A 26598-nucleotide genomic window follows, 5' to 3' on the forward strand; every position below is an offset into this window, starting at 1 on the left:
GTCATGTTCCTCTTCTCAGGGCCAGCTTAAGCCGGGGTGCCAATCTGTTCACAATCTGCGTTGTCATCAGGAAATCGCGCCATTCAGACGGACCAAGCAACAGGGCCGCACGCAGGGCTGAACCGACACCGCGCAGATTGCGGTGATGCAAGCCAGCCAAACAGACGTTCAGCGCGTTGGCTGCTTCTGCACGCTTGCGGGCGCGTGTTACCAGCCGTTCCGGCAAATGCTCCAGATGACGGTCCAGCGGTATCTGCAACTGGCGTTTGAAGGACTGCAGGTCGCGCGATCCCGTCATGGTCAGAGACTTCGCGTGAATTCGAAACGCCGAGGCGCGCGTAGGGTCCCAGGCCAAACCGTTCTGCGCAAGGTTCAACCAAAGATCCCAATCGGCCGTGTACCAAAGGTTTTCATCCAAGCCACCGAGGCGCAATGCTGCGTCGCGCCGGAACATGGCCGCGGGCAGCGCCACGGTATTTTGCACGATCAGGCGCGACAGCGCCTCTTCCGAGGGCAAGACACACCGCACATTTCCAAAAGGTGGGCTCATCTGCCCGATGGTGTTCCCTTGCGCGTCAATTAGATCCGCACCGTGTACCCAGATGTCGACCTCAGGATGTTGGGTGCTCATCTCTTTCAAAAGCGCCGCACGCCCCGGCGACCAGATATCGTCCTGATGCAGCATCGTGACAAGCGGAGCGCGCGCTTCGCGCAGGCCGATATTTGTGTTCTCGGTCCACGATCTGCCATCGGGATTGTCGAATACCCGGATCGGAAGACGGGTCTGAGCTGCCTCAAGGATGTCACGGCTGCCATCGGTTGATCCCTGATCGACGGCGATAATCTCAAGCCCGTCGCACTGCCCCACAAGAGATGTCAGCGCGGCATCCAGCGTCGCGCGACCGTTGAAGACGGGCATGATCACTGAAAGCCAGGCCTGCGTCATGACGCGCCCCTTTTGCCGGGGTGAAGGCCGGTGAGCAAAAGCGGGGCGATCAGGAAAAAGCCCAGGGTCGAGATCACACGCAACGCCAAAGCGGCCTCGACCGCCTGATCGAACGGCAATCCTTCGCGCACAAGCACGCCCGCCCATGTCACTTCGACCACCCCGAGCCCACCGGGGAAGAACGGCAGGGACATGAGAAACAAAACCAAGGGATAGGCGATCAGCAGGGGCAGGATATCGACACCCGTAATCGCGCTCAGCAGCAGAACATTCAACCCGGCCAGGACGGCATATCCAAGAAGACTTAGTGCGGTGACGGACAGCAGGATCCGATCCGGCAATTGCGCGGCTTTCTCGAAACCTTGTTGCAGGCGCATTGCGATCTGAGACAAAAGCGATGCGTCAGGACCTGCGATACGGACCAGCAGCTTCGATGCCAGATGAATGGCAAACCTGACGAACACGACCATCGCAACCAAAGCAAGGATCGGGGCAATTGCGTTGAATATCCAGCCAACCGTGGGCACCAGAAACAAAAAGCTCAGGACTGCGGCGCTGACCAGTACGAGAAGCTGAAATGTCTGCTCAAGCGTCGAAGTGCCCAAAGACCTCAGGACCGGGATATCAAAACGCGACGCGAACCATGCGCGAATGACCGGGGTGCAAAGCTGGATCGGCAGGATTTGCCCGGCAATTGCCGCCGATGCCGTCGCCGCCACCGCAGGCCGCAGCGCCAGTGTTTCACCTTTAGGCGACACGGCTTTCAACAGCATTCTCCAGCGTATAGCCGCCAATATGACGATTGTGGCCTGAGCAAAGGCAATTACGCCATAAGCCCAAAGGGGAATGCGGGCGCACAAGGCTAAGAAATCGGCGAAGGACGCGCCGCTGCCCCAGAAAAGCGCGATCAACCCAAGGACCGCGCAGGCCGTGATCGACAGCGCGAAGACCACTCGACCGCGCTTTGTCTCTGGCCTTTCGATGATATGCTCTCCGGTCATCATGCGCATCGCCAGCGGAACTCAGACCCCCAAAGCAAACAGGTGTCTGGTGCGATTGCCGGATACCACCGACATTAGGAAGCCGGAAAAGAACACTTGCGCACCGATCACGCACATCGTTCCGGCGGCAAGCATCGAGCGCATCGCGCTGAGGCCCGCATAATCCGATGCGATCCAGCCGAACGTGATGGTGCTGATCCAGGTCAGGCCGACCGCGATCAACAGCATGCCTGTCAACAGCCAGTATCCAAGCCGCGACGCCTTGAGGAAAGCCAACGCGCGTTTGCCGGGCCGCCGGATATGTTCTTTGTAGTTATATAGCTGGGCAAAGAAGCCCATGGTTATCATCTGCACGGATACGATCATTGCCGCACTGGCCATGACAGCCCAGTGGCTGCCAAAGAAAAACCCGCCGATCTGCACCAACTCGTCCCCTCCGGCGACAAGCAGGGCGGTCATCAGGACAAGACCCAGAAGGCCAAGCGTTACGCCCGGCGCCATGAACAGCCAGCTTGGGCTGAGCAAAAGCATGTAGATGAGGTGCCGCATCCCGTCGCGCCAGGGGTTCAGATGGGGCGGGCGGCCGCGCTCATCAGGGGACAGGGTGACCGGAATTTCGGCGATTTTATAGTCCAGCAGAACCGATTTCAGAAGCATTTCCGAGGCGAATTCCATCCCCGTGGACGACAGGTTCAGGCGATCCAATGCGGGCGCAGTCAAGGCGCGCAATCCGCAATGGGCGTCGCCGATGTTGGTCTTGAACAGAGCCCGCAGAATGCCAGACAAAGCCGGGTTGCCGATATAGCGGTTCTTCCAAGGCATCGCGCCGGACTTTATTCCGCCACGAAACCGGTTGCCCATGCACAGGTCTGCCCCGTTCAAAAGTTCCTCGATCATCGGAACGGCTTCAACGAAGTCATAGGAACAATCGCTGTCGCCCATCACGAGGTATTGCGATTTTGCCGCGCCAAACCCGGAGATCAGGGCCGCGCCATAGCCGCGTTCCGTCACATGCACGACCTTTGCGCCGGCGCGCTGGGCGATGTCCTGGCTGCCGTCGTCGCTTCCGTTGTCGGCAACAATCACTTCGCCGGAAAGGCCAAACCTCTCGCGAACGAGCGTCAAAGCCTCTTTCGCTCTGAGAATACACCTTTCAAGTGTCGCTGCCTCGTTAAGACAGGGCAAAACAAAAGCGACAGAGATGGTTTCGTTCTTCATAAGCCCCTCATTCGCCAAAAGCTAAATTTCTGAACAGTTTGTTTCCGAATTGGCGGGTTTTTGTGTCGAGATTGGGGCGGGCTTCGTACTGATTTATGATTTACGCATGGCGGTCTTCCCTTCTGTGCGTAATAAACTTCAAGCTTAAAATATTTTTACTTGAAAGGACTCATTCCCCGATCTAACCTTTCAGGCAATCAGCTTTGGGGGGGGTATCATTTCATGCGCATTGCATGTCTTGGCGGTGGTCCCGCGGGTCTCTATTTCGGGATATCCATGAAGTTGCGCGATCCATCTGCCGAGGTGGTGGTGATCGAACGCAACCGCGCGGATGATACCTTTGGCTGGGGCGTGGTTCTGTCCGACGAAACGCTGGACAATCTGGCCGCCAATGACCCCGTCAGCGCCGAAGCCATCCGCAAGCATTTTGCCTATTGGGATGACGTGGCGCTGGTGCATCAGGGCAAGCGGACGGTTTCAAGCGGTCATGGCTTTTGCGGCATCGGGCGCAAGCAACTGTTGTTGATCCTGCAGGATCGCGCCCGCGAATTGGGTGTCGAATTGCGGTTTGAGACCGAGGTGGAAAGCGCCTCGGCCTATATGAGCGAGTTCGACGTGGTGGTGGCCGCAGACGGGCTGAACTCGAAAACGCGGGCTGAATTCGCCGAGGTTTTCAAACCCGATATCGACGAACGGCTGTGCCAGTTCGTCTGGCTCGGCACCCATCAGAAATTTGACGACGCGTTTACGTTTATCTTCGAGCACACCGACAAGGGATGGGTCTGGGCCCATGCCTATCAGTTCGACGACGATACAGCGACTTTCATTGTCGAATGCACGCAAGAGACGTTTGACGCCTATGGCTTTGGCGAGATGAACCAGGCAGAGTCAATCAAGGTCTGCGAAGAGATTTTCCGCGATCATCTGGGTGGCTATTCCCTGATGACCAATGCCAGCCATATCAGAGGCTCTGCCTGGCTGCGCTTCCCCCGGGTGCTTTGCGAAAAGTGGAGCTACAAGAATGTCGTCCTGATGGGCGACGCGGCCGCAACGGCGCATTTTTCGATTGGCTCGGGCAGCAAGCTGGCGATGGAAAGCGCGATCGCATTGGCGGAATATATCGTCAGCGAAGATACGCTCGAGGCCGCGTTCGCCCGTTATGAAGACGAGCGGCGGCTCGAGGTTCTGAGGTTGCAGTCAGCGGCGCGGAACTCTCTGGAATGGTTCGAAAATGTCGAGCGTTATCTGGATCTTGACCCGGTGCAGCTGAACTATTCGATGCTGACCCGTTCCCAACGGATCAGCCATGAGAATCTGCGCGAACGCGATGGTGCGTGGTTGAAGCAGGCCGAGGCGTGGTTCCTGCAACAGGCCGGTGTCGGGGCCAATGCGCCCGTCCGGGCACCGATGTTCGCGCCACTTCGCTTGCGGGATATGAGCCTGAAGAACCGTGTCGTCGTTTCGCCCATGGCGCAATACAAGGCGGTCGATGGCTGCCCGACCGACTGGCACCTGATCCATTATGGCGAGCGCGCCAAGGGCGGGGCCGGGCTGGTCTATACCGAGATGACCTGCGTTTCCGCCGATGGGCGGATCACCCCCGGCTGCCCGGGGCTCTATGCGCCCGAACACGAAGCCGCGTGGAAGCGTCTGACCGATTTTGTCCATGCCGAGACCGAGGCGAAGATTTGCTGCCAGATCGGTCATGCGGGGCGTAAGGGGTCGACCCGGCTGGGGTGGGAGGGCATGGATCAGCCGTTGGAGACGGACAACTGGCCGATCATTTCAGCCTCGGCCATTCCCTGGTCCGAAGGTAACGCCGCGCCAAAGGCGATGGACCGCGCCGATATGGACCGGGTCACGGCTGAATTCGTGGCCGCCGCCGGAATGGCGGATCGCGCGGGCTTTGACATGATCGAACTGCACGCGGCGCATGGCTATCTGATCTCGTCCTTCATCTCGCCGCTGTCGAACACCCGCGACGATGCCTATGGCGGGGCACTGGAAAACCGGATGCGCTATCCGCTTGAGGTTTTTGCGGCAATGCGTGCCGTCTGGCCTGACACAAAGCCGATGGCCGTGCGGATTTCGGCCAGCGATTGGGCAGGGGATCACGGGGTGACGGCTGAGGAAGCGGTCGGTATTTCCAGGATGTTCGCCGCCGCGGGGGCCGATATCGTCGATGTGTCGGCGGGCCAGACCTCGACCGGGGCCAAGCCTGTTTACGGGCGCATGTTTCAGACCCCGTTCTCGGACCGTATCCGCAACGAGGCCGGGATCAGGACAATGGCCGTCGGCAATATCTATGAACCGGACCATGTGAATTCGATCCTGATGGCCGGGCGGGCCGATCTTGTCTGTCTGGCGCGCCCGCATCTGAACGACCCCTATTGGACGCTGCACGCCGCGACCGCCCTTGGCGACCGGCAGGCGGTGTGGCCGAAACCTTATGAAGCGGGACGGGATCAGGCATGGCGACTGGCGGATCGGGAAGCGGAAATGGAGTTGAAGGCATGAGACGGGTTCTGGTTACAGGCGGCGGTACAGGGATCGGTCGGGCGATTGCCCGCGCCTTTGCCGAAGAAGGCGACGATGTGACCATCTGCGGCCGTCGGCTGAAACTGTTGAAGGACACTGCCGAAGGCTTTGAAATGACGGTGAAACAAGCGGACGTGACGGATGAGGACTCGGTCGCGGAGCTGTTTGAAAGCCCCTTTGACGTCGTGATCGCCAATGCCGGGATCGCGCGCACCGGGAAAGTAAAAGACCTGTCGCTAACCGATTGGAACGACACGCTGAACACCACGCTGACCGGAGTTTTCCTGACCTTCCGTGCCGCGCTCAGGGGCATGGATCCGGGGGGGCGGCTGATTGCCATCGCCTCGACCGCGTCTTTGCAGGGTGGCGCGACGCTGGCGGCTTATTGTGCGGCCAAGCACGGGGTTCTGGGTCTGGTCCGGTCGACCGCGAAAGAGGTCGCCAAGGGCGGGATCACCTGCAACGCCATTTGCCCCGGCTTCGTCGACACCGAAATGGCAACGAATGCGGCGCGCGGCGTGGCCGAGAAATTCAATGTGGACGAGGCAACCGCGATGGAGAAGATCACCGCCGCCAACCCCATGCACCGCCTGATCGCGCCCGAAGAGGTCGCGGCGACGGCGATTTTTCTGGCCTCGAAAGGGGCGGCGTCGATCAATGGTCACGGCCTCAGCGTCTCGGGGGGCGAGGTATGAGGTCGGGCCTGGCGCAAATCCCGCTGGAGGCCGCATCGAAGGAGCGGTTGCGCCTTTGGCTGCGGCTTCTGAAAACCACCCGCGCCATCGAAGGGCAGCTGCGCGAGAACCTGCGCGATGAATTCAAAACCACGCTGCCCCGGTTCGACGTGATGGCGGCGTTGTCCCGCTACGAGGATGGTCTGAAGATGAGCCAGATTTCGGGCGCGCTGCGTGTGTCCAATGGAAATGTGACCGGGATCGTGGATCGGCTGGTCGAAGACGGCCATCTTGAGCGTGTGGCCGTACCGGGCGACCGGCGCGCGCATCGGGTTCGCATGACGCGGCAGGGGCGCGCGGAATTCGCCCGTCAGGCCTCGGCCCATGAGGCGTGGATTGCCGATTTGCTGGGCCAGTTCTCGGCTGAAGAAGCCCGCGCCTTGGCCGCCGAATTCAACATGCCGGAGGATGCCGATGCGCAGTGACACGAAGCACTTCCAGTGCCGGATCGAAAACCGGATTGCCACCGTGGCGCTGAACCGGCCCGAGCGGAAAAACCCGCTGACGTTTGAAAGCTACGCCGAACTGCGCGACTGGTTCCGGGATCTGGTTTATGCCGATGATGTGGATGCGGTGATCTTTGCCGCGAATGGCGGCAATTTCTCGTCCGGTGGGGATGTGCATGACATCATCGGGCCGCTGACGCGCATGAATACGAAAGAGCTTTTGGCCTTTACCCGAATGACCGGCGATCTGGTCAAGGCGATGGTCAATTGCGGCAAGCCGGTCATCGCGGCGATTGATGGGGTCTGCGTTGGGGCGGGCGCGATCATCGCCATGGCCTCGGACTTGCGTATCGCGACGCCCGAGGCCAAATGCGCCTTTCTGTTCACCCGGGTCGGTCTGGCGGGCTGTGACATGGGGGCTTGCGCCATTCTGCCCCGGATCATCGGGCAGGGTAGGGCGGCAGAACTGCTGTATACGGGTCGGTCGCTGACCGCCGATGAGGGCGCGGCGTGGGGGTTTTACAACCGGGTCGTCGCGGCGAACGAGCTGGACGGCGCAGCGCAAGGACTAGCCGAACGGATCGCGGCGGGGCCGAACTTTGCGCATATGATGACCAAGACGATGCTGGCGCAGGAGTGGTCGATGTCGATCGAACAGGCCATCGAGGCTGAGGCACAGGCGCAGGCCATCTGCATGCAGACCGGCGATTTCGAACGGGCCTACAATGCCTTTGTTGCCAAAGAAAAACCGGTGTTCGAGGGGGATTGATGGCGGATCAGACCTTCCTTGACTGGCCTTTCTTTGAGCCTCGCCACCGCGACTGGGCTGTGCGGGTGGAAGAGGTTGCGGCAGGTCTGGACGTGGATCATGCCGACACCGATGCCACATGCCGTAAGTTGGTGGCGCTTTTGGGCGAGGCCGGGCTGTTGAGTGTCACTGCCGACCAAAACGGTCAACTGGATGTGCGGACCCTCTGTCTGGCACGCGAGACATTGGCGCGTCATGACGGGCTGGCGGATTTCGCCTTTGCCATGCAGGGGCTCGGGACCGGGGCGATTACGCTATTCGGCTCGGACACGCAAAAGGCGCGGTGGCTGCCCGAAACGCGCGCGGGACAGGCCATTTCCGCCTTTGCCCTGACCGAACCGCAATCGGGCTCGGACGTGGCAAATTCCACGATGACCGCCACTCTGGATGGCGACAGCTATGTGCTGAATGGCGAGAAAACATGGATATCGAACGGGGGTATCGCCGATCTCTACACGCTGTTCGCCCGGACCGGAGAGGCCCCCGGGGCCAAGGGGCTGTCAGCCTTCATCGTCACGCCCGACTTGCCGGGATTCGAAGTTGTCGAGCGGCTGGACACCATCGCACCACACCCCCTCGCACGGCTCAGGTTTACCGATTGCCGGGTGCCGGTGACGGCGATGATCGGCGCACCGGGGCAGGGGTTTCGTATTGCCATGTCGGTGCTGGATGTCTTCCGCTCGACCGTGGCCGCCGCCGCCTTGGGCTTTGCCCGCCGCGCGCTGGACGAGGCGCTGCAGCGGGTCACCACACGACAGGTGCAAGGCGCGCCTCTGTTCGATCTGCAGATGGTGCAGGGCCACATCGCCGACATGGCGCTGGATGTGGACGCAAGCGCCTTGCTGGTCTATCGCGCGGCCTGGGCCAAGGACAGCGGCGCGCCCCGAATTACCCGCGAAGCCGCTATGGCCAAGCTGTATGCCACGGATCAGGCCCAGCAGGTGATCGACAAGGCGGTTCAGCTGTTCGGCGGCGAAGGCGTCCGCTCGGGCAATTCGGTCGAGCGGCTTTACAGGGAAATCCGCGCGCTGCGCATCTATGAAGGCGCGTCCGATGTGCAAAAGGTCATCATCGCACGCGCGGCACAGGCGGCACATTTGGGAGGTTCGTGATGCTTGGTCCTTCGGCCCATACCGACACATTCGCACGGGACAACCTGCCGCCGCAGGATCAATGGCCGGACTTCCTGCTGGACGGATTCGACTATCCTGATCGATTGAACGTCGGCTACGAACTCACTGATGAAATGGTCGAAAAAGGCTTTGGTGACAACACCGCGCTGATCGGCAACGGCCGCTTGCGCACCTACAAGGAACTGACCGACTGGACCAACCGTCTGGCCCATGCGCTGGTTCAGGATCTGGGCGTCGAGCCCGGCAACCGGGTGCTGATCCGGTCGGCCAACAACCCGGCCATGGTTGCCTGCTGGCTGGCCGCGACCAAAGTGGGCGCAGTGGTGGTGAACACGATGCCGATGCTGCGGGCCTCTGAACTGACCAAATATGTCGACAAGGCCGAGATTCAGTTCGCGCTGTGCGACACGCGGCTGATGGATGAGATGTCGACCTGCGCCAAGGGCAGTCAATATCTAAAGAAGGTCGTGGGTTTTGACGGCACCTCGAACCACGACGCCGAACTGGACCGGCTGGCGCTGGAAAAACCCGTGAAGTTCGATTGCGTCGCCACCGGGCGCGATGACGTTGCGCTGTTGGGGTTCACCTCGGGTTCGACCGGCGAGCCCAAGGCGACGATGCATTTCCACCGCGACATCCTGATCATCGCCGACGGCTATGCGCGCGAGGTTCTGGGTGTCACGCAAGAGGATGTCTTTGTCGGATCACCGCCCTTGGCCTTTACCTTTGGGCTGGGCGGGCTGGCCGTGTTTCCGCTGCGGTTCGGGGCGACGGCGACCTTGCTGGAACAGGCCTCACCCCCCGGCATGATCGAGATCATCGAGAAATACAAAGCCACCGTCTGCTTCACCGCGCCCACCGCCTATCGCGTCATGCTGGGCGCGATGGAAGAGGGCGCGGACCTGTCGAGTCTGCGCGCTGCTGTTTCCGCCGGTGAGACCTTGCCTAAGCCCATCTATGACGACTGGATGGCGAAGACCGGCAAACCGATGCTCGACGGGATCGGCGCGACCGAGCTTTTGCATATCTTCATCAGCAATCGCTTTGACGATCACCAGCCTGCCTGCACGGGCAAACCGGTCTCGGGCTATCAGGCCAAGGTGTTGCGCCCCGACGGGGCCGAGGCCGATATTGGTGAGGTCGGCCGCCTGGCCGTGCGCGGCCCGACGGGCTGCCGCTATCTGAACGATGACCGGCAGGCGGGCTATGTTGCGGATGGTTGGAACATCACCGGCGACAGTTTTTCGAAGGACGCAGAGGGTTATTTCCACTTTGCCGCCCGCAACGACGACATGATTGTTTCGGCGGGCTACAACATCGCGGGCCCCGAGGTTGAGGCCGCGCTGCTGTCGCATCCCGCCGTCGCCGAATGCGCGGTGATCGGCATGCCGGACAAGGAACGGGGCCATATCGTTCAGGCACATGTGGTTCTGGCCGAAGGTGCCGAGCCGTCCGATGCTACTGTCGAAGCGCTGCAGGCCCATGTCAAATCCGCCATCGCGCCCTACAAGTACCCGCGCAGCGTTGTTTTCTGCGACGACCTGCCAAAAACGCAGACCGGCAAGGTGCAACGGTTCAAACTAAAAGCAGAAGCGGTTGCAAGCTGATGAAACCTAACCATAATCGCCGGGATTGGGGCGTGAAGCTGATAACCAACAAGGGGAGACTGAAATGAAAAAACTACTTATGGCCGCTGCCGCCACGGCGCTGTGCACCTCATCGGCACTGGCCGAGGTCAAGGTCGGTATGATCACAACGCTGTCCGGCGGCGGGGCCGGGCTGGGCATCGATGTGCGCGACGGCTTCATGCTGGCCATCGCGCAGTCGGGCCGCGACGACATCGATGTCGTGATCGAGGACGACCAGCGCAAACCCGACATCGCCGTGCAGCTGTCCGACAAGATGATCCAGTCCGAACGTGTGGATGTGATGACCGGCATCATCTGGTCGAACCTTGCGATGGCCGTTGTGCCTGCTGCGGTGAACCAGAACGTGTTCTACCTGTCGCCGAATGCCGGACCGTCGCCTCTGGCAGGCAAGAACTGCCATCAGAACTATTTCAACGTTGCCTGGCAGAACGACAACCTGCACGAGGCTGCAGGGGCGTATGCCAACGGTGCCGGATACAAGAACAGCTTCATCCTTGCCCCGAACTACCCGGCGGGCACCGACGCGCTGACTGGCTACAAACGCTTCTTCGAAGGGGATCTGGCGGGTGAGGTTTATACTCAGCTTGGTCAGACGGACTATGCGGCTGAACTGGCGCAGATCCGGGCCAGCGATGCGGACAGCGTGTTCTTCTTTCTGCCGGGGGGCATGGGGATTTCCTTCCTCAAGCAATACGCAGACAGCGGCATTGACCTGCCCGTGGTCGGCCCCGCCTTCAGCTTCGATCAGGGTATTCTGCAGGCGGTTGGCGATGCGGCACTGGGCGTGGTGAACACCTCGCAATGGAACAAGGATATCGACAACCCGACCAACGCGGGTTTTGTCGAAAGCTTCCAGGCGGAATACGGGCGGCTGCCGTCGCTCTACGCAAGTCAGGGCTTTGACACGGCGAACCTGCTGCTGTCCGCGCTGGAAAAAGCCGATCCTTCGGATGCCGATGCCTTCCGCGAAGCGCTGCGCGCCGCCGAGTTTGACAGCACACGCGGCGATTTCTCGTTCGGGCCGAACCACCACCCGGTGCAGACGATCTATGCGCGCGAGGTGATCAAGGACGGCGACGTGTTCACCAACAAGATCATCGGCACCGCGCTGGAAAACCACTCGGATGCCTATGCGGCTGACTGCAAGATGTAAGCCCTTTGCGCGCCCGGTTTCGGGCGCGCAACGTCCGGAGATTTCATGTCCTCGATCCTGATTATCGAACAGGTCCTGAACGGTCTGCAGTTCGGCGTCATGCTGTTTTTGATGGCCGCTGGTCTGACGCTGATCTTCGGCGTCATGGGGCTGATCAACCTGGCCCATGGCTCGCTTTACATGGTCGGTGCCTTTGCGGCTGCGGCGGTGGCGGGCGCGACGGGGTCGTTTTTTTGGGGCCTCGTGGCCGCCTTGGCGGCGGCGGCGCTGGCCGGGGCGGTGATCGAAATGGCGGTGATCCGGCGGCTCTACAAGGCTCCGCATCTGGATCAGGTGCTGGCAACCTTCGCGCTGATCCTGATCTTTTCGGAAGGAACCCGTTGGGTTTTCGGCTCATTCCCGCTGTTTCTGGATATCCCCGAGGCGCTGTCGGGGCCCGTTACACTGCTCGGTGGGATCGAATACCCGCTTTACCGCCTGACCCTGATTGCCATCGGCCTTGCGGTTGCCATCGGCCTTTGGGCGCTGATTGAACGCACACGTCTTGGGGTGCAAATCCGCGCCGGTGAAAACGACCGCGAGATGATCGCGGCGCTGGGGGTCGATATCTCGAAGCTGTATACGCTGGTCTTTGCACTTGGCGCGGCCTTGGCGGGGCTGGCCGGGGCGCTGGTGGGGGCCATCCAATCGGTGCAGGTCGGTATGGGAGAGCCGGTTTTGATCCTTGCTTTCGTGGTGATCGTCATCGGCGGCATCGGCTCGATCCGGGGGGCCTTTATCGGTGCGCTGCTGGTCGGGTTGACCGACACGCTGGGCGGGGTTTTCCTGCCCGAACTTTTCAAGCTGTTCATGGACACCGGCGCGGCGCAAAAAAGCGGCGCGGCAATCGCCTCGATGGGCATTTACGTACTGATGGGGCTGGTGCTGTTCTTCCGACCTACCGGACTGTTCGGAGCGCGTGCATGAAGATCAACGAACGCCTGCTGAACGCGCTGGTGATCGGCGGTCTTGTGGCGCTGCCCCTTTTCGCGCTGGTCGTGGATGAGCCCTTTACCATCACACTGGTCACGCGCGCGGTGATCCTGGCACTGGCCGCCGTTGGGCTGAACATCATCCTTGGCATCGGCGGCATGGTCAGCTTTGGCCACGCGTTGTTTTTCGGCCTCGGCGGTTATGCCATGGGCATTCTGGCCTATCACGCGCAGACCTATACCACGCTCGATCTGGGGCTGTTTTCCACCGACGGCACCAATTCCATGCCGGTGATCTGGCTGGTGGCCATGCTGGTCTCGGCCATCCTCGCCTTTTTCATCGGGCTGCTGACGCTGCAGACCACGGGCGTCTACTTCATCATGATCACGCTCGCCTTCGGGCAGATGTTCTTTTACTTCGCGATTTCCTGGGCCGAATACGGGGGCGAGGATGGGGTATCCATCTATGTGCGCAACGGGTTTCCGGGGCTGAACACATTGGTCCCGATCCAGTTCTTCGGCATCTGCTTTGTGATCCTGTGTGCGGTTCTGTATCTCAACGCGCGGCTGCAGGCGTCGCCCTTCGGTCTGGCGCTGAACGCCGCCCGGCAATCCGGCATCCGGGTCGAGACCGTGGGGATGAACCCGGTGCGCCTGAAATTGCTGGCCTTCGTGATTTCCGGCGCAATCACCGGGCTTGCGGGTGCTTTGTTTGCTGATCTCAACCGCTTTGTCTCTCCTTCCATGTTCGGCTGGCAGTTGTCGGGCGAGTTGATCGTTCTGATCATCATAGGCGGGGTCGGTCGCCTGATGGGGCCGGTTGTCGGAGCCTGCGTTTTTGTGGCGCTCGAGCATTTTCTGGGCGGGCTGACCGAATACTGGCATGTGTTTCTGGGGATCATCCTGCTGTGCATCGTCCTGTTCGGGCGTGGCGGATTGATCGGTCTGTTGACCGGCAAGGAGGGGGCGCATGTCTGACCCTGTCCTCGCCACCCAAAACCTGAGGAAAAGCTTTGGGGCCCTGAAGGCCACGGATGACGTATCAATCGATCTGAAAGCCGGAGAGATACATGCAATCATCGGACCAAACGGCGCTGGCAAGTCGACCCTGATCCAGCAGATTTGCGGCGGGCTGACGCCGGATTCCGGGCGGGTATTTCTGCAGGGGCGCGATGTGTCCGCGCTCAGCACACAGGCGCGGGCCCGGGCGGGGATGGGGCGCACCTTCCAGATCTCGGCCCTGTGCATGGAGGACACTGTGCTGGAAAACGCGGTGCTTGGCGCAATCGGGGCCAGCGGGTCCGCCTGGCGGTTCTGGCGTGCTGCGTTGAAGACCCGCGCCCTGACCGAACGGGCCGAGGCTGCGCTGGAACGCGTGGGCCTCAGCGATGACCGCAACACCCGCTGCGCCAACCTGAGCCACGGGCAGCGCCGCCAGCTGGAGGTCGCCGTTGCCCTGACACTGTCCCCCCGCGTGTTCGTCATGGACGAGCCGATGGCTGGGCTTGGGGCAGGGGGTTCGAAACGGCTGACCGGTTTTCTGGATGGCCTGCGGGCCGAGGCTCCGATCCTTCTGGTCGAACATGACATGGATGCAGTCTTTGCGCTGGCCGACCGCATCAGCGTTCTGGTCTATGGCAAGGTCATCGCCACCGGCACGGCGGACGAAATCCGCACCAGCGCCGAGGTGCGCGAAGCCTATCTGGGGGAAGAGGCATGAGCTTTCTGAGCCTCGACACCCTCACCGCGACCTATGGCGTCAGTCAGGCGCTGTTTGGCGTTGACCTGACAATGGCCGAGGGCGAGGTGACGGCGCTGATGGGGCGCAACGGCATGGGCAAGACGACAACGGTCAAGGCCATCTGCCGCATGATCCGGTCCGAGGGCGGGCTGAGGTTTGACGGCCACGACCTGCACGCGCTGCCCAGCCACAAGGTTGCCCGTCTGGGCGTCGGGCTGGTGCCCGAAGGCCGTCGGTGCTTTGCCGATCTGACCGTGCGGGAAAACCTGATCGCCGCCGCGCGGCCCGGCGCGTGGACGTTGCGCACCGTGGCCGACCTGTTCCCGCGCCTCGGCGAACGCTCGGATCAGCGCGCGGCGTCCTTGTCGGGTGGCGAGCAGCAGATGCTGGCCATCGGCCGGGCCCTGATGACCAACCCGCGCCTGTTGATTCTGGATGAAGCGACCGAGGGGTTGGCCCCGATCATCCGGCAGGAAATCTGGGCCGCATTGTGCCGCCTCAAGTCGGAAACCAGCGTCGCCATCCTGTTGATCGACAAATCGCTCAAGGAACTGGCCGCCGTGTCGGACAAGGCAGTGATCCTGGAACGTGGCAAAACCGTCTGGGCAGGGGCGATGACGGACCTGACCCCCGACATCTCGGAACGGTATGTGGGGGTGTGATGGCGTTTTCCTTTCCGCAAAAAGTGCTGTTCAAACATTGCGACCCTGCCGGGATCGTCTTTTTCCCCCGGTATTTCGAGATGATGAACGACTGCGTCGAGGCTTTTTTCGACGAAGCGCTGGGCCTTCCGTTCGAAACCCTGCACAAAACCGGCGCTGTGCCTACCGGCCAGATCCAGACACGGTTTTCCGCCCCCAGCCGCCATGGCGACCATCTGGTGCTGCAACTGGTCATCACCCGGATCGGCACCAGTTCGGTCGATTACCGCATGACCGCCCATTCGGGGGACGAGTTGCGCTTTACCACCACAGCAACGCTGGTTCACACCGGTCCGGGCGGGCGCTCGGCCCCGTGGCCGGACGAAATTCGCGAAAAACTCTCAGCATTCAGGGATGAAACCTCAGGCCCCGCACAGTGATCCATCCGCAAGGCTGGCTGTCGGCCAAGGGCTACGCAAACGGCACGCTGACCCGAGACAGGTCTGAACTGACCTGTCGACGCGACGGGGTCGAACCCTCGCTCTGATATCCATTGTAGTGTAAGATTGCCGAGTATCCGAACACATGTACGGAGGCGACAAGCATGCGCGTCTACCTTTCGTCAACGTTCCGCGACCTTCAATCCTATCGGGATGCAGCAGCGGCGGCCTTGCAGCGGCTGGGTTTTGCCGTCGTTCAGATGGAGCACTACGGGGCCGAAAACCGAACGCCGCTTGCAAAGGTCATGCAGGACATTCGCGGCTGCGACGCCTTTGTCGGCCTGTATGCGTGGCGGCTGGGGTCCAAACCTTCGAAAACGGGGAATAACAATCTGGTGTTGCCCGATGACATCAAGCTTGGCGTGTCCTCTTACACCCAATGCGAATTGGCTATCGCCAAAGAGGCCGGGGTTCACGATTTTCTCTTCGTGCTGGAAGACACGGTCCCGTGGCCCCCCTATTACATTGACGGGCTGGACGAAAATTCGACGATCGAGCCCATCAAGGCGCTTAGAAAGCAGGTGCAGGTCAGCAATCTGGTGGCGCAATTCCGCAGCCCCGAGGATCTGGCAACCAAGGTCGCGACCTCGCTGTCCAATTTTGAACCGACCCGCCAGTTTCTGATACTGATCTCTCCGGCCAAGGCTATGGACATGAACGATGAGCTTATGCTGGCAAACACGGAGATTAGTGAAAGCAGCCTGAGCGCGATTAGTGAACACTTGGACGACATCGCCACCGCCGTGGCCAGCGATCGAAGCGTTCGCGTTTTCAGAATCAATATCGACAACGTCTGGTGGTCGACTCGACTTCTGCTGCTGGCCGCTTTGGGCAGGAAACTTTCCGACATTCAAAGGATCATGATCACCGGAGGTCAGGGGGAAAACGAAGCGTTCGTTGGGCTGATCTCGACCGATACGGTCATCAGCAAGCTCTTGCAGGTTCACCCCGAACTCAAGGACGCCATAGACAAGATCGGAACCCTGACCGACGACAAGACCACCCGTGAGGAAGAAGTTAAGTCCTACATAGAAGAATTCCGGCAGACATTTTCGCAGAATGCGCCGTCAACCGGGGCTAAAGGCGGTCGCGGCAAGAAATCCGCTCGGTCAAGCAGCGCCAAACCTAAAAATAAAGCCGAGTGGGAACACAGCATCGTCGTCACGCGCGAAATTCTGCGGCGCTGGTTCGGGGATGCGCTTTTGACAAAGCCGCTGGTCATCAGCGATGCGGAAAGACCAACGCGCATCGATCTGGCCCTGGTTACGCGCTATCCGCACAACTTTGTGCCTATCGAACTGCGCCGACCCTATGAGCGCAAGGGTGGCAAGAATCCAACCCGATCAGCCCAGCGTTTCTGGGTGATCGATCAGTCCGGGTTGTCCGAGACGATGGCCGAGTTCTACCTTTCCGAGTTGTTTGCCCGGTAAAATTTCCAGCGGTGGTAGCGACCTGGGTGGCGTAGTTGAAGTCTCGTAACCACCTTCGTTCAGGGTGTACGACACTCAAATGCAGCCGTCGAACCAGATCGGTTCGTCTTCTTCGCGCCACGGTTTGTATTTGTTCATGATCAGCCCAAAGGATTCGCTATCCAGAAACCGGTCCAGCCACGCGATCAGATTTGGCCAGGGCTGATGGTCAAACCAAGCCCGGTCGATGTGAGTAAACTGGCGGACAAACGGCAGCAGCGCCAGATCGGCAAGGGTCGGGCGGTTTCCGAAAAGCCAGGGCCGACCGCTTAGCTGCCGGTCGAGGTCAATCAGATAACTGGCCGCCTTGATCCGCTCGGCTTCGTGGTCCAGTTCGGGATACCGGGTGGCGTATTTTGTATGGTCCAATGCAGCCTTGAACGGACCATCATTCGTCTCGATCAGGTGCCATCCGTCCTTAGGCATTTCCAGCAAGCGCTTTGGATCGTTTCGCTCCAGCGCCCAGATCATGATGTCCAGGCTCTCATCGAGAACCCGATCCTCCAGACGCAGGGCGGGCACGGTTGCTGTGGCCGATGTCTCAAGAAAAGCCTGCGGTTTGTCCCGCAGCAGGATTTCCCGCAACTCGACGGTTACGCCCGCGCTCAGGATGCCAAGCCGCGCCCGCATGGCGTAGGGGCAGCGGCGGAACGTCCACAGGATTGGATGCTGCGTCATGCGGCACTCTATCCGTGAAATTTCCGGCGGGGTCAAATCGCTACCGGATGCGCATCTCGAGCCTTGCGGTTGGGAACGATTTCAGGATGGTCTGCGCTTGCGCAGCGGGGGCGGCGCAGAGGGCGGTCGACAGGCCGTCCGCAAGGGCAGCCTCGGGTGCGGAAACGGATACGGTGTCCGGTGTCGCCGCCTGACCGTTGGGGTTCAGGATATGGCCCTGGCCATCCGCAAACAGTGTGCCCTTGGCCGATGAGGTCGCAACCGCCCGGTCCCGCAATGCGATTTCCCGGATCACCGTTCCTTCGTCGGACAGACCGACCTGCCAGGGCCGTCCGTCCCTGCGGTGGCCCATGGCGACGATTTCTCCCATATCCACCATGACATCCCGCAACCCGAAAGATCGCAGCAATGCCGCGACGCGATCCGTGATCGCGCCCTGCGCGATGCCGTTCAGCGTAAGGGCCGAGATACCGGACACCGGCAGGCGCACCTCGCGCCCGTCAAACCGGACCCGGTGCCAGCCAACGGTCATTTGCGCCGCGGCAAGGTCCGAGGCATCGGCCTGCAAAGCCAGAGCCTGCCAGACCGGTTGAATGGTCGGGTCGAATGCCCCGTCCGAGGCCGCATGCAGCGCCGAGCACAGGCTCAGGACGTTCAGCAATTCGGGGGCGGGTGCTGTCAGAACCCCCTTCCGGTTCAACTGGCTGAGCTGCGATTGCGGTCGGTAGAGGCTGAATATGTTCTCAAGGCGACTGAGTTCGGCTTCGATCGACGAGATGAACGGCGCGGCTTGCGCCTCGTCCAATCCTACCAATTGCAGGCTAGCTTTTGCGCCAAGCGCGGTGCCGCGCCATCGGGCGACGGGTGCAGCTGATGTGAGCGTCGGGACCGCAGCGCAGGCGGCGGAAATGGACAGAAAGCGGCGGCGGGACAGGGGGGTCATGCGGGGGTCTCCAGCTTCAGGTCCAGATCGACGGGGCCCAGCACCTCGGTATCCGGGATGTCGGACAGGGGCAGGGCCGCGCCGCCATAGTCGTTGATGAACGCCTCGGCGGCGGTCGGGTCGGCAAAGGGCACCACCTCGCGCGCGCCCATGCCGCCGGCGACGTTGGAGCCCACCACGAAAGTCGCGCCATCGGCGGCGATCCAGTTGGAAATACCCGGCTGCCGCCAACTGGGGGCCGCGCCCATATCGCTGACATAAACGGCGGTGATGTCCGCATCCCGCTCGGGGCTTTTGAGATAGGCCACCATATCGCGCACTTGGGCAAAGAACAGCGGCGCGGGGTAACCTTCCAGATGGATCTGACCCTTGGGGCCGCCATGTTCGGCGATGTTCATCTGGCAGAAAAAACTCAGCGCGTCGGGGGTCAGGTCGACCGGGTCGGGGGCCTCGGCCAGTTCTTCCTTGCAGGCCACCAGCGCGACCAAGGCGATCAGGGCGAGGCGTGTCATGGCTCGACCCTCCGGAACGCCAGCCGCGCGAGGGCAAAGCCCAGCACCGGCCAGATCAGCAAGGACACGGGCGCAGCCCAGACCGGCAGCGCCTGCGCGGCCCCGGTCATGCCGGATGCCATGGCGACGCCTTCGGTCGCGGCGATGTTCCACAGACGGAATGCGTCGGCCGGGTTGGCCACCATCACCCATGGAAAGACGGATTGGGTGAAGACGCCGCCCTTGTCCATGACGACGGCCCCCAACAGGCCCAGATCATAGAGGACGACAAAGACCAGCCAGAGCCCGGCCGACAGACCCGCCGCCGCCGTGGCCCCCTTTGCCAGGGCGGACAGCAGGTATCCCAGCGCCAGAAAGACAGCGCCCAGCAGGATGGAGGTGAGGATGAGGCGGACCAGCGCCATCAGGCTTTCCGGCCCGGCACCGCCAAAGAAGGCCGCCACCGCGCCGGCAGTACCGAAACCGACCGTCATGGCAAAGGCCAGCGCGGCAAGATGGGCGGTGAACTTACCCAACAGGATTTCTCCGCGCCCCGCCGGGTAGGACAGCAGCAACGACAGGCTGCCCCGATCCACGTCGCCTGCGATGGCGTCGAATGAAATCATCAAGGCCAGCAACGGCGCGAGGTAGACCGAAAGCGTGGTCATCGAGGCGACCGAGACGGTCAGCATGTCGACGCCCAACGTGCCGGTGGGGGCGCTGCCTGCAAAGGTCAGCGCCAGCGCGAACAGCACCATGATCAGCGTGGCGACCAGCAGCCAGCGGTTGCGGCGCAGGATCAGCATCTCGGTGCGGGTGATGGCGAGGAAGCGGGTCATTGCAAATCCTCCTGTGCGTAGTGGCGATACAGGTCTTCCAGCTTGGGCGGGGTCATTTCGACATCCGCCACGGCGTCGCCCAATCCGGCGATGCGGCGCAGGGCCTGCATCTTGTCATCGGGGGTGCAGAGCAGTTCGACCGACGCGCCGTTGATCCGGCTACCGCCCAGTTCGGCGGCCAGCGCGTCGGCATTGGTGCTGGCGCGGACCTTCAGGCGGATCGGCAGACCGGCCAGCGCCGACAGGTTGGTCAGTGTGTCGTCGGCCACCATCCGGCCCTTGCGCATGATGGCGATGCGGTCGGTGCGGGCCTCGACCTCGGTCAGTGCGTGCGACGCGATCAGAACGGCGGTGCCCTGTGCGGCCAGCTCGTCGATGATGGCATAAAGATCCTGTCGCGAGATCGGATCCAGCCCGCTGGTGGGTTCGTCCAGAAGCGCCACTTTCGGCTGGCCCAGCAACACCTGCGCCAGGCCCAGACGTTGCCGCATCCCTTTGGAATAGGCTCCGATACGGCGGTCCAGCGCATCGCTGAGGCCGACGCGGTTCAGCAAGCCGGGCACATCGGCCTTCGCGCCCGACAGTTGCGCAAACAGGGTCAGTTGCTCGCGGCCCGTCAGCGCCGGGTGGAAGGATACCGCTTCGGGCAGATAGGCCGTCTCGCGCCGCGCTTGCGCGCTGCCGGGGGTGGCGTCTCCGATCCGGATGGCGCCGCCGTGAATCGGCGTCAGGCCGAGGATGGATTTGATCAGGGTCGACTTGCCCGCGCCGTTATGGCCCAGCAGCGCCACGCGCTGGCCGGGGGCAAGAAACAGGGTGATATCGTCCAGAACGCGGGTTTTCCCCCGGTCCTTGCAGACGTTGTTTATCGTCAGGGCCTTATCCGTCATGAGGCACCTTTTTCATAGCTGGGGGTTCAGGGGCTTGCATCAAGGGATTGCTGTCCATCACACCGCCCGGCAACAGTGCCGGGAAGGCCGATTGCGACCAGCGCACCAGCTGCACGGCAGGCGAGCCGAGCAGCAATTTGGCTGCGGGTTGGGTCCACAGCACATGGTCCATCGAGTCATTGGGGCGATAGGGGGCATCAGCAATGCCGTTGCCATCCACATCAAAGGCGGCGAAATCGGACCAGTAATTGCCGCGGCCACCTTCCGACCACTCGACCCATTTTGTCGAGACGTATTTCACCTGCGTCCGATTGCCGACAAAGGCGTTGCCGACGATCCGATTGCGCTCGGACCCGGCGGTAAAGTGGATGCCGATGCCGCAACCCTGGAACCAGTTGTCGGTGAATTCGTTCTTGTTGGAATTATACAGGAAGGTGCATTTTTCCTTGGCACCTTTCACCACATTGCCGGTGATGGTGCTTTTATTGGCATAGTTCAGCATCACGCCATGCTCGCGGTCGCCGATGGATACATTGTTGGCGACAGTCACATTGGTCGTGAACATCACCGCATAGCCCAGATCATTGCCGATCGAGACGTTATCGCTGACCACCGAATTGTCGGCATACATGTAGTGCACAGCAAAGCGCAGGTCGCGGAACAGGTTGCCGGTAAAGGTGTTTTTCTTCGACGAGTTCACAAAAATCCCGTCACGACCGAACCTTATATCATTGTCTTCAACCACAGCACCCGGCGCGTTCCAGACATAGACGCCATTGCCACGCGCGTTCATGTGGCGGTCCTGCCGCCCTTCGATCCGGTTGCGGCGCACGATGCTGTCTTTGGCGCCGTGAATGTCGATGCCATAGAGATTGCCCAGCAGCACGTTATCCTCGACCACCGGCGCGGTGGCCGTTTTGGTCAACTGGATGCCGCTGTCGATCCCGTCATGGTCCGAGCCCGAGCCGATCACCGTCAGCCCGCGCACGGTCACGCCCGGTCCGGTCACGGTGATGACGCTGCCTTCCCCCTGTCCGTCAATCGTCGCCAAGCCCTGACCGTCGATGGTGACAGGCCGGTCCAGAACCAGCGTTTCGGCATAGGTGCCGGGGCGCAGGCGGAGGGTGTCTCCATCCGCCGCCTGCGCCAGTATCTGATTGATGGCCCCCGCCCGGTTGGGCACATCCCAATCCGCCGCCCAAAGGGGCGAGCCGAGCAGGAGCGGTATGAGCAGGGACCAACGCATGTTTACGCGCTCCGCGGCTCAACGAACATCCGGCCGCGCATTTCCATGTGCAGCGCGTGGCAGAACCACTGGCAATAGAACCAGTGCACGCCCGGACGGTCGGCAATGAAGGTGACCGAGGCGGTGGCTTGCGGCGCAACCTCCATCGCGATGCCGAAGTTCGACAGGCACAGCCCATGGGTCACGTCATCCACATCGTCCAGGTTGGTGACATAGATAGTCACCTCGTCGCCCTGTTTGACCGTGAACTTCTCCATGCTGAAGATCGGCGCGGTCGAGGTCATGTAGACGCGGACCTTGTTGCCATCGCGGATGGGTTCCTCGGCGCCTTCCTCAAGATCGACACCGTCGGCGGCGGCCTGCTGGCGCGCATCTTCCCACATCGGGTCGTTGCGGTCCCAGACGTTGACCGGGTTCACCTTGGAGCGGTGGACAAGGATCGAGTCATGCGGCTCGGCAAAGGTCGGGCCGTCATGGACCACCTTCATCTTGTCGCCCGAAATGTCGATCAACTGCTCGTTTTCCGGTTTCAGCGGACCTACGTTCAGGAAGCGGTCTTTCGAGAACTTGTTCATCGAAATCAGCCACTTGCCGTCAGCTTCGGCCGTTTCGCCCATCGAGGTCGAGTTGTGGCCCGGCTGATAATGCACATCCACCTTATCGACGATCGGGTCAACATCCGCCCCACCATAGGCCTCGATAGCTTTGGCGATGTCCCATTTTACCACCTGGCTGTCCAGGAACAGGGTTGTGTAGGCGTTGCCCTTGCCGTCGAAGGCGGTGTGAAGCGGGCCAAGACCCAACTGCGGTTCGGCCACGATGGCGGAACGCGGATCGGCGTTGTCAGCAAACAGCGCGTCGACCTTCTCCACATCGATCACCGAAACCGTCGGCGACAGTTTCCCGTTGATCATGATGTGTTTCTTGTCAGGCGCGGCGTTGACACCATGCGGCGAGTTCGGGATCGGAATGTAACGGGTCAGGTTGCCACCCGCCTCTTTGCGACCGTCCACAACCTTGACGCCGTTCAGTTCCTGAAAGTTCCCGGCGGCAATCGCGTCTTCGATGCCCTTGAGGTTGAACACGACCACATGGTCCAGCTCATTCTCGGTCATCTCGGCCAGGTTCATGCCCATTTCCGAGTTGTACGAGGTCGAGAAGGCGTATTTGCCCTGATAGTCGCAGTCGGTGTTGTCGAGGTTGCCTGACACCATCACCTGCCAGGCGATTTCCATCGTATCACCGTCGATGGCGGTGAAGATGTTCACGTATTGCGACGGATCGTCGAGGATTTCACCATCGTTGACCAACGGTGCTTCGTGTTCGCCATTGGCAAAGACGTAACCGGTGCGCGGATATTTCTGCGGGCGCAATCCGTGGATGTCATGGGCGTTCGGGATCTCGATGATCTTGTCGCATTTCATCACGTCGCAGCGCACGCGGGCGACGCGGGTGTTGGCTTTGTCGTTCATGAACAGATAGCGGCCGTCATAGGTGCCATCGGTGAAGGACATATGCGGGTGGTGCAGGTCGCCGTTGTCATAGGTGACCTTGCCGTTTGCGGCCAGATATTCCTTGGTTTCCGGCAGCAGCCCTTCGGTCAGGATCTTCAGCGATTCATTGGTCTGACCCCAGCCCGTGGCCGAGCAGCGGTTGAACACGGGAATACGCATCAGCTCGCGCATGGAAGGCACACCAAGGATGCGAACTTCGCCGGTCTGACCCGAAGACCAGAAGCCGTAATATTCGTCCAGCTCACCGGGTTCCAGATGCGCATTGGCGGCGGCGCTGGCTTCGCGCGCGGTCATCAGGGTTGACCCCAGACCGGTCCCCGCGATCACGGCACCGGTGGCAGTTGCCCCCAGCATCCCGCGGCGGGTGATGTTCAGTTTGTTTTCGTGGTCCGACATGATCGTTCCTCCTTTTTAGGAAACGGATTGCGGTTTGGCGTTCGGATGGTTCGCCGGTGGTTGCCCGAGGGGGGTCTTGATGGTGACCGACCCTGTCTTGGCCCGCCGTTTCAACTGGCGGATAACGACGGGACATGTGTCCTCGGACTGGTAGAGCACCTGACAATGCAGGCAGGTGACGCACTCGTTCGGATTGATCTCGCCGGTGGGGTGGATCGCCTGAACGGGGCATTCGTTGGCGCAGGTCTGACAGGGGGTGCCGCAATCCTTGTAGCGGCGCAGCCAGTCGAACATGCGGATACGGGCGGGGATCGCCAGCGCGCCGCCTAAGGGGCAGAGATAGCGGCAGTAGAACCGTTCGATGAACAGCCCGATCCCCAGCAGGGCCAGCGCAAAGACCACAAACGGCCAGTCGCGCATGAATTTCAGAATGATCGCGGTCTTGAACGGCTCGATCTCGGCATATTTCTCGGCCAGCGGGATCGAGACGAAACTGATCCCGAACAGCACGAGGAAGATCATGTATTTCGCAGGCCAAAGCCGTTCGTTCAGGCCCCAGGGCAGGGTCCATTGCGGCACTTTCAGCGCGCGCGCGATCTTGTTAGTCAGTTCCTGCAGCGCGCCAAACGGGCAGAGCCAACCGCAATAGGCCCCACGCCCCCAGAACAGCAGCGCAGCGGCAACGGCGAACCATTGGATAAAGACCAGCGGGTCCAGCAGGAAGGCATCCCACGAGAACCCGGTGCGCAGGCTGCCGGCCAGTGCCATCAGGTTCACCACGCTTAGCTGCGCATTGGCGTACCAGCCGATGAAGAACAGCGTCATGGTCAGGAACCCGATGCGGAACCAATAGAAGACCCGCGCATTCATCGTGGCGTGGAACTGGAAGAAGAAGGTGGCCGTCAGCAGCAACAGCATCGCGCCCAGAACGCCGATCTCGACCACGCGGTCTTTCCAGATGCGCTGCCACAGGGCGGCCTTGGCGGCGGCCTCGCCGGTCGCGTCATCAACCACTGCGGGGGCGGCGACGGGCAGCAGATACTGTTCCGGCAGCTTGTAGCCCAGATCAAAGGTCAGAAAGGTCTTTTCAACCGCACCTACGGCGCGTTGCACCAGCAGTTGCAGGCGGAAGGGCTCGGCCGGGTCAAACTCGGCATCCGCGGGGATCTTGAAAATGTCCAACTCGGTAAAGCTGGGCGCATCGGGGGCAGCGACCTTGCCCAGACGGCGCTGTTGCTTGTCGAAGAACCGAACCGAGCTGTCGCCCTGGATCAGCTGAATCCGGTCGAAAATCCCGCCGCGCACATAGCCCGATCCCTTGAAGCTGTAGGCCCCGCGCCCCAGCACCAGAATGGCCTGTTCGCCCTCATCCAGCCAGTCGACAAGGTTCTGGTACTCGGCCTCGCCCAGCAGCGACTTGCCGATCGACGGCACCGAAACCAGCGCCATATGCATGTCGATAAAGGTGTCGTCGGGCTCGCCCGGTTCGGGGCGCTTGATGGCGCGCTGATCGCCTGTGGCCTCGAACGCCGCATTAACCTGCCCAATATCCAGCGTCAGCCGCCGGACCGAGCCGTCACCGGACAGGGTGGTCCAGTCGTAGACCGCATCCTGCGCCATATCGACTTCGCGTTTCGGCCCATCGGCCTGCAAGGGTGACAGACCGCCCAGCCCCAGCGCGCGGGCCACTTTGATGCCGCCGCGCACGAGGCTGTCATCGATCACCATGATCGTGACCGTCGCGCCCGAGATGATGTCGAGGTCATGCCCCTCGCCCCCGGTTTCGGCCTCGACCTTCAGGTCCAGACCCGCATAGCCTTCGGTCAGTTCGACCATGCGCGCGTTGGGGATGCCGATCAGAACGATGGGTTCGGAATGTTTGACCAGTTTCACCCCGGTCAGCACCGCATCACCGTCGATGGCGGCAACCACGTGGATGGGTTTGCCGGAATAGCCGGTAGTGCCCACGAAATCCGAGGTCAGAAAGGCCCAGGCAACGGTGTCTGCGCCCTTCAGCACCGGGGCCACCGGTACGTCATCGCGGACGGGGCCAAAGGCATCGGCACCGGGCACCAGATCGGCGGGGTCTATGTCGGGCAGAAAGCTGGCAAGGCTGTCGGCGCGGGCGCTGATCGCCATCAGGCAGGACAGGAGAAGGGCCAGCAGGATATGGATTGCGCGACTTACGACCATGGCGCACCTCCGGTCTTTTGGGTGGGGGCCATGGACGCGCGCTGGGCGCGTTCAGATGTGTCTTGGATTGCTGGCGGAGGCCCACGGGTTTCGGGCCACAACCGTTTCACGCCATCGGGCCGGACTTCACAACGCGGTGCTGCAGGCGCGCTCTGAACCCGGTCGTGCTGCATCAGAACCGGCAGGCCGGGCACCGGGGCCGCCGAGGTGACGGCGCATAGCGCGCAGTCGGCGCATTTGGGGCAGGGCACGGTCGGGTCGTGATCTTCCTCCTCTAGGTCTATCTGGACCCAGACCGCCCCTGCGTCCGAGCAGATCTCAACCCACATGCTTTGCCCGGGACTCGCCAGCACCGGGCCAAGCATTTGCATCAACAGCAGGAAGATACCCGCCCATGCACAGGTCGCGCGCAGGGCACGAACAGGGAGACTGTGCAGAGGGTTAGAGGCGGGCATTGAGA

The 26598-nt window shown here is 61.5% G+C and carries 25 protein-coding genes; 13 read left to right on the forward strand and 12 right to left on the reverse strand.

The features are described from left to right. Window position 1 precedes the first annotated feature (1 nt). From ACR0EZ_RS00650 to ACR0EZ_RS00660, 3 genes are read right to left on the reverse strand one after another with little or no spacing between them, the layout of a single operon-like run. Window positions 2–946 (reverse strand): glycosyltransferase, encoded by a 945-nt coding sequence (locus ACR0EZ_RS00650; RefSeq protein ID WP_480609705.1) that lies wholly within the window; start codon window positions 944–946, stop codon window positions 2–4. Continuing rightward, window positions 943–1956: a lysylphosphatidylglycerol synthase transmembrane domain-containing protein gene (locus ACR0EZ_RS00655; protein ID WP_480609708.1), complete on the reverse strand. Its 1014-nt coding sequence runs from the start codon at window positions 1954–1956 to the stop codon at window positions 943–945. The genes ACR0EZ_RS00650 and ACR0EZ_RS00655 overlap by 4 nt, the downstream gene beginning before the upstream one ends. 12 nt (window positions 1957–1968) lie before the next feature. Further along, the gene (locus ACR0EZ_RS00660; protein WP_480609711.1) at window positions 1969–3165 is read right to left on the reverse strand and encodes a glycosyltransferase family 2 protein; all 1197 of its coding nucleotides are present in this window, start codon (window positions 3163–3165) and stop codon (window positions 1969–1971) included. Window positions 3166–3387: 222 nt separating this feature from the next. Between ACR0EZ_RS00660 and ACR0EZ_RS00665 the strand changes: the two genes are divergently transcribed. The 13 genes from ACR0EZ_RS00665 to ACR0EZ_RS00725 all read left to right on the forward strand — a co-directional run bounded on the left by ACR0EZ_RS00665 (window position 3388) and on the right by ACR0EZ_RS00725 (window position 16909). Next, a complete protein-coding gene (locus ACR0EZ_RS00665; RefSeq protein ID WP_480609714.1) occupies window positions 3388–5682 on the forward strand; it encodes a bifunctional salicylyl-CoA 5-hydroxylase/oxidoreductase in 2295 nt (764 codons plus the stop codon). Further along, a complete protein-coding gene (locus ACR0EZ_RS00670; protein WP_480609717.1) occupies window positions 5679–6398 on the forward strand; it encodes an SDR family NAD(P)-dependent oxidoreductase in 720 nt (239 codons plus the stop codon). Before ACR0EZ_RS00665 ends, ACR0EZ_RS00670 begins: the two co-directional genes overlap by 4 nt. Then, window positions 6395–6862: a MarR family winged helix-turn-helix transcriptional regulator gene (locus ACR0EZ_RS00675; protein WP_480609720.1), complete on the forward strand. Its 468-nt coding sequence runs from the start codon at window positions 6395–6397 to the stop codon at window positions 6860–6862. Before ACR0EZ_RS00670 ends, ACR0EZ_RS00675 begins: the two co-directional genes overlap by 4 nt. Then, window positions 6852–7652, forward strand: a complete 801-nt coding sequence (locus ACR0EZ_RS00680) for an enoyl-CoA hydratase family protein (RefSeq protein WP_480609723.1) — start codon at window positions 6852–6854, stop codon at window positions 7650–7652. Before ACR0EZ_RS00675 ends, ACR0EZ_RS00680 begins: the two co-directional genes overlap by 11 nt. Continuing rightward, window positions 7652–8803 carry an acyl-CoA dehydrogenase family protein gene (locus tag ACR0EZ_RS00685; protein ID WP_480609726.1) on the forward strand — a complete coding sequence of 384 codons (1152 nt, stop codon included), beginning with the start codon at window positions 7652–7654 and terminating at the stop codon, window positions 8801–8803. The genes ACR0EZ_RS00680 and ACR0EZ_RS00685 overlap by 1 nt, the downstream gene beginning before the upstream one ends. Continuing rightward, window positions 8803–10431 (forward strand): AMP-binding protein, encoded by a 1629-nt coding sequence (locus tag ACR0EZ_RS00690; protein ID WP_480609729.1) that lies wholly within the window; start codon window positions 8803–8805, stop codon window positions 10429–10431. Before ACR0EZ_RS00685 ends, ACR0EZ_RS00690 begins: the two co-directional genes overlap by 1 nt. A 64-nt stretch (window positions 10432–10495) precedes the next feature. Then, window positions 10496–11626, forward strand: coding sequence for an ABC transporter substrate-binding protein (locus tag ACR0EZ_RS00695; RefSeq protein ID WP_480609732.1), 1131 nt, complete (start codon window positions 10496–10498; stop codon window positions 11624–11626). Between the two features lie 45 nt (window positions 11627–11671). After that, window positions 11672–12592: a branched-chain amino acid ABC transporter permease gene (locus tag ACR0EZ_RS00700; protein WP_480609735.1), complete on the forward strand. Its 921-nt coding sequence runs from the start codon at window positions 11672–11674 to the stop codon at window positions 12590–12592. Then, a complete protein-coding gene (locus ACR0EZ_RS00705) occupies window positions 12589–13575 on the forward strand; it encodes a branched-chain amino acid ABC transporter permease (RefSeq protein WP_480609738.1) in 987 nt (328 codons plus the stop codon). The genes ACR0EZ_RS00700 and ACR0EZ_RS00705 overlap by 4 nt, the downstream gene beginning before the upstream one ends. Next, on the forward strand, window positions 13568–14317 hold the full coding sequence (locus ACR0EZ_RS00710; protein WP_480609741.1) for an ABC transporter ATP-binding protein: 750 nt from the start codon (window positions 13568–13570) through the stop codon (window positions 14315–14317). Before ACR0EZ_RS00705 ends, ACR0EZ_RS00710 begins: the two co-directional genes overlap by 8 nt. Next, the gene (locus ACR0EZ_RS00715; protein ID WP_480609744.1) at window positions 14314–15000 is read left to right on the forward strand and encodes an ABC transporter ATP-binding protein; all 687 of its coding nucleotides are present in this window, start codon (window positions 14314–14316) and stop codon (window positions 14998–15000) included. Before ACR0EZ_RS00710 ends, ACR0EZ_RS00715 begins: the two co-directional genes overlap by 4 nt. Further along, window positions 15000–15419 carry an acyl-CoA thioesterase gene (locus ACR0EZ_RS00720; protein ID WP_480609747.1) on the forward strand — a complete coding sequence of 140 codons (420 nt, stop codon included), beginning with the start codon at window positions 15000–15002 and terminating at the stop codon, window positions 15417–15419. Before ACR0EZ_RS00715 ends, ACR0EZ_RS00720 begins: the two co-directional genes overlap by 1 nt. A gap of 164 nt (window positions 15420–15583) precedes the next feature. Further along, complete coding sequence (locus ACR0EZ_RS00725; RefSeq protein WP_480609749.1) at window positions 15584–16909, forward strand: DUF4062 domain-containing protein; 1326 nt, start codon at window positions 15584–15586, stop codon at window positions 16907–16909. Between the two features lie 75 nt (window positions 16910–16984). Here the strand turns inward: ACR0EZ_RS00725 and ACR0EZ_RS00730 are convergent, their stop codons facing one another. From ACR0EZ_RS00730 to ACR0EZ_RS00770, 9 genes are read right to left on the reverse strand one after another with little or no spacing between them, the layout of a single operon-like run. Further along, window positions 16985–17626, reverse strand: coding sequence for a glutathione S-transferase (locus ACR0EZ_RS00730; protein ID WP_480609752.1), 642 nt, complete (start codon window positions 17624–17626; stop codon window positions 16985–16987). A gap of 40 nt (window positions 17627–17666) precedes the next feature. Then, window positions 17667–18569 carry an FAD:protein FMN transferase gene (locus ACR0EZ_RS00735; RefSeq protein WP_480609755.1) on the reverse strand — a complete coding sequence of 301 codons (903 nt, stop codon included), beginning with the start codon at window positions 18567–18569 and terminating at the stop codon, window positions 17667–17669. Beyond that, a complete protein-coding gene (locus ACR0EZ_RS00740) occupies window positions 18566–19081 on the reverse strand; it encodes a nitrous oxide reductase accessory protein NosL (RefSeq protein ID WP_480609757.1) in 516 nt (171 codons plus the stop codon). The genes ACR0EZ_RS00735 and ACR0EZ_RS00740 overlap by 4 nt, the downstream gene beginning before the upstream one ends. After that, the gene (locus ACR0EZ_RS00745; protein ID WP_480609760.1) at window positions 19078–19899 is read right to left on the reverse strand and encodes an ABC transporter permease; all 822 of its coding nucleotides are present in this window, start codon (window positions 19897–19899) and stop codon (window positions 19078–19080) included. The genes ACR0EZ_RS00740 and ACR0EZ_RS00745 overlap by 4 nt, the downstream gene beginning before the upstream one ends. Then, window positions 19896–20789: an ABC transporter ATP-binding protein gene (locus tag ACR0EZ_RS00750; RefSeq protein ID WP_480609764.1), complete on the reverse strand. Its 894-nt coding sequence runs from the start codon at window positions 20787–20789 to the stop codon at window positions 19896–19898. The genes ACR0EZ_RS00745 and ACR0EZ_RS00750 overlap by 4 nt, the downstream gene beginning before the upstream one ends. Beyond that, on the reverse strand, window positions 20779–22035 hold the full coding sequence (locus tag ACR0EZ_RS00755) for a nitrous oxide reductase family maturation protein NosD (RefSeq protein WP_480609767.1): 1257 nt from the start codon (window positions 22033–22035) through the stop codon (window positions 20779–20781). The genes ACR0EZ_RS00750 and ACR0EZ_RS00755 overlap by 11 nt, the downstream gene beginning before the upstream one ends. Window positions 22036–22037: 2 nt before the next feature. Further along, window positions 22038–23945, reverse strand: a complete 1908-nt coding sequence (gene nosZ, locus ACR0EZ_RS00760) for a TAT-dependent nitrous-oxide reductase (RefSeq protein ID WP_480609769.1) — start codon at window positions 23943–23945, stop codon at window positions 22038–22040. A gap of 15 nt (window positions 23946–23960) precedes the next feature. Further along, entirely contained in the window at window positions 23961–26138 is a 2178-nt protein-coding gene (locus tag ACR0EZ_RS00765; protein WP_480609772.1) for a 4Fe-4S binding protein, read from the reverse strand. Then, window positions 26129–26593, reverse strand: a complete 465-nt coding sequence (locus tag ACR0EZ_RS00770; RefSeq protein ID WP_480609775.1) for a DUF2946 family protein — start codon at window positions 26591–26593, stop codon at window positions 26129–26131. The genes ACR0EZ_RS00765 and ACR0EZ_RS00770 overlap by 10 nt, the downstream gene beginning before the upstream one ends. Between the last annotated feature and the right edge of the window lie 5 nt (window positions 26594–26598).

The sequence above is a fragment of the Ruegeria sp. AK4 genome (assembly GCF_056541025.1).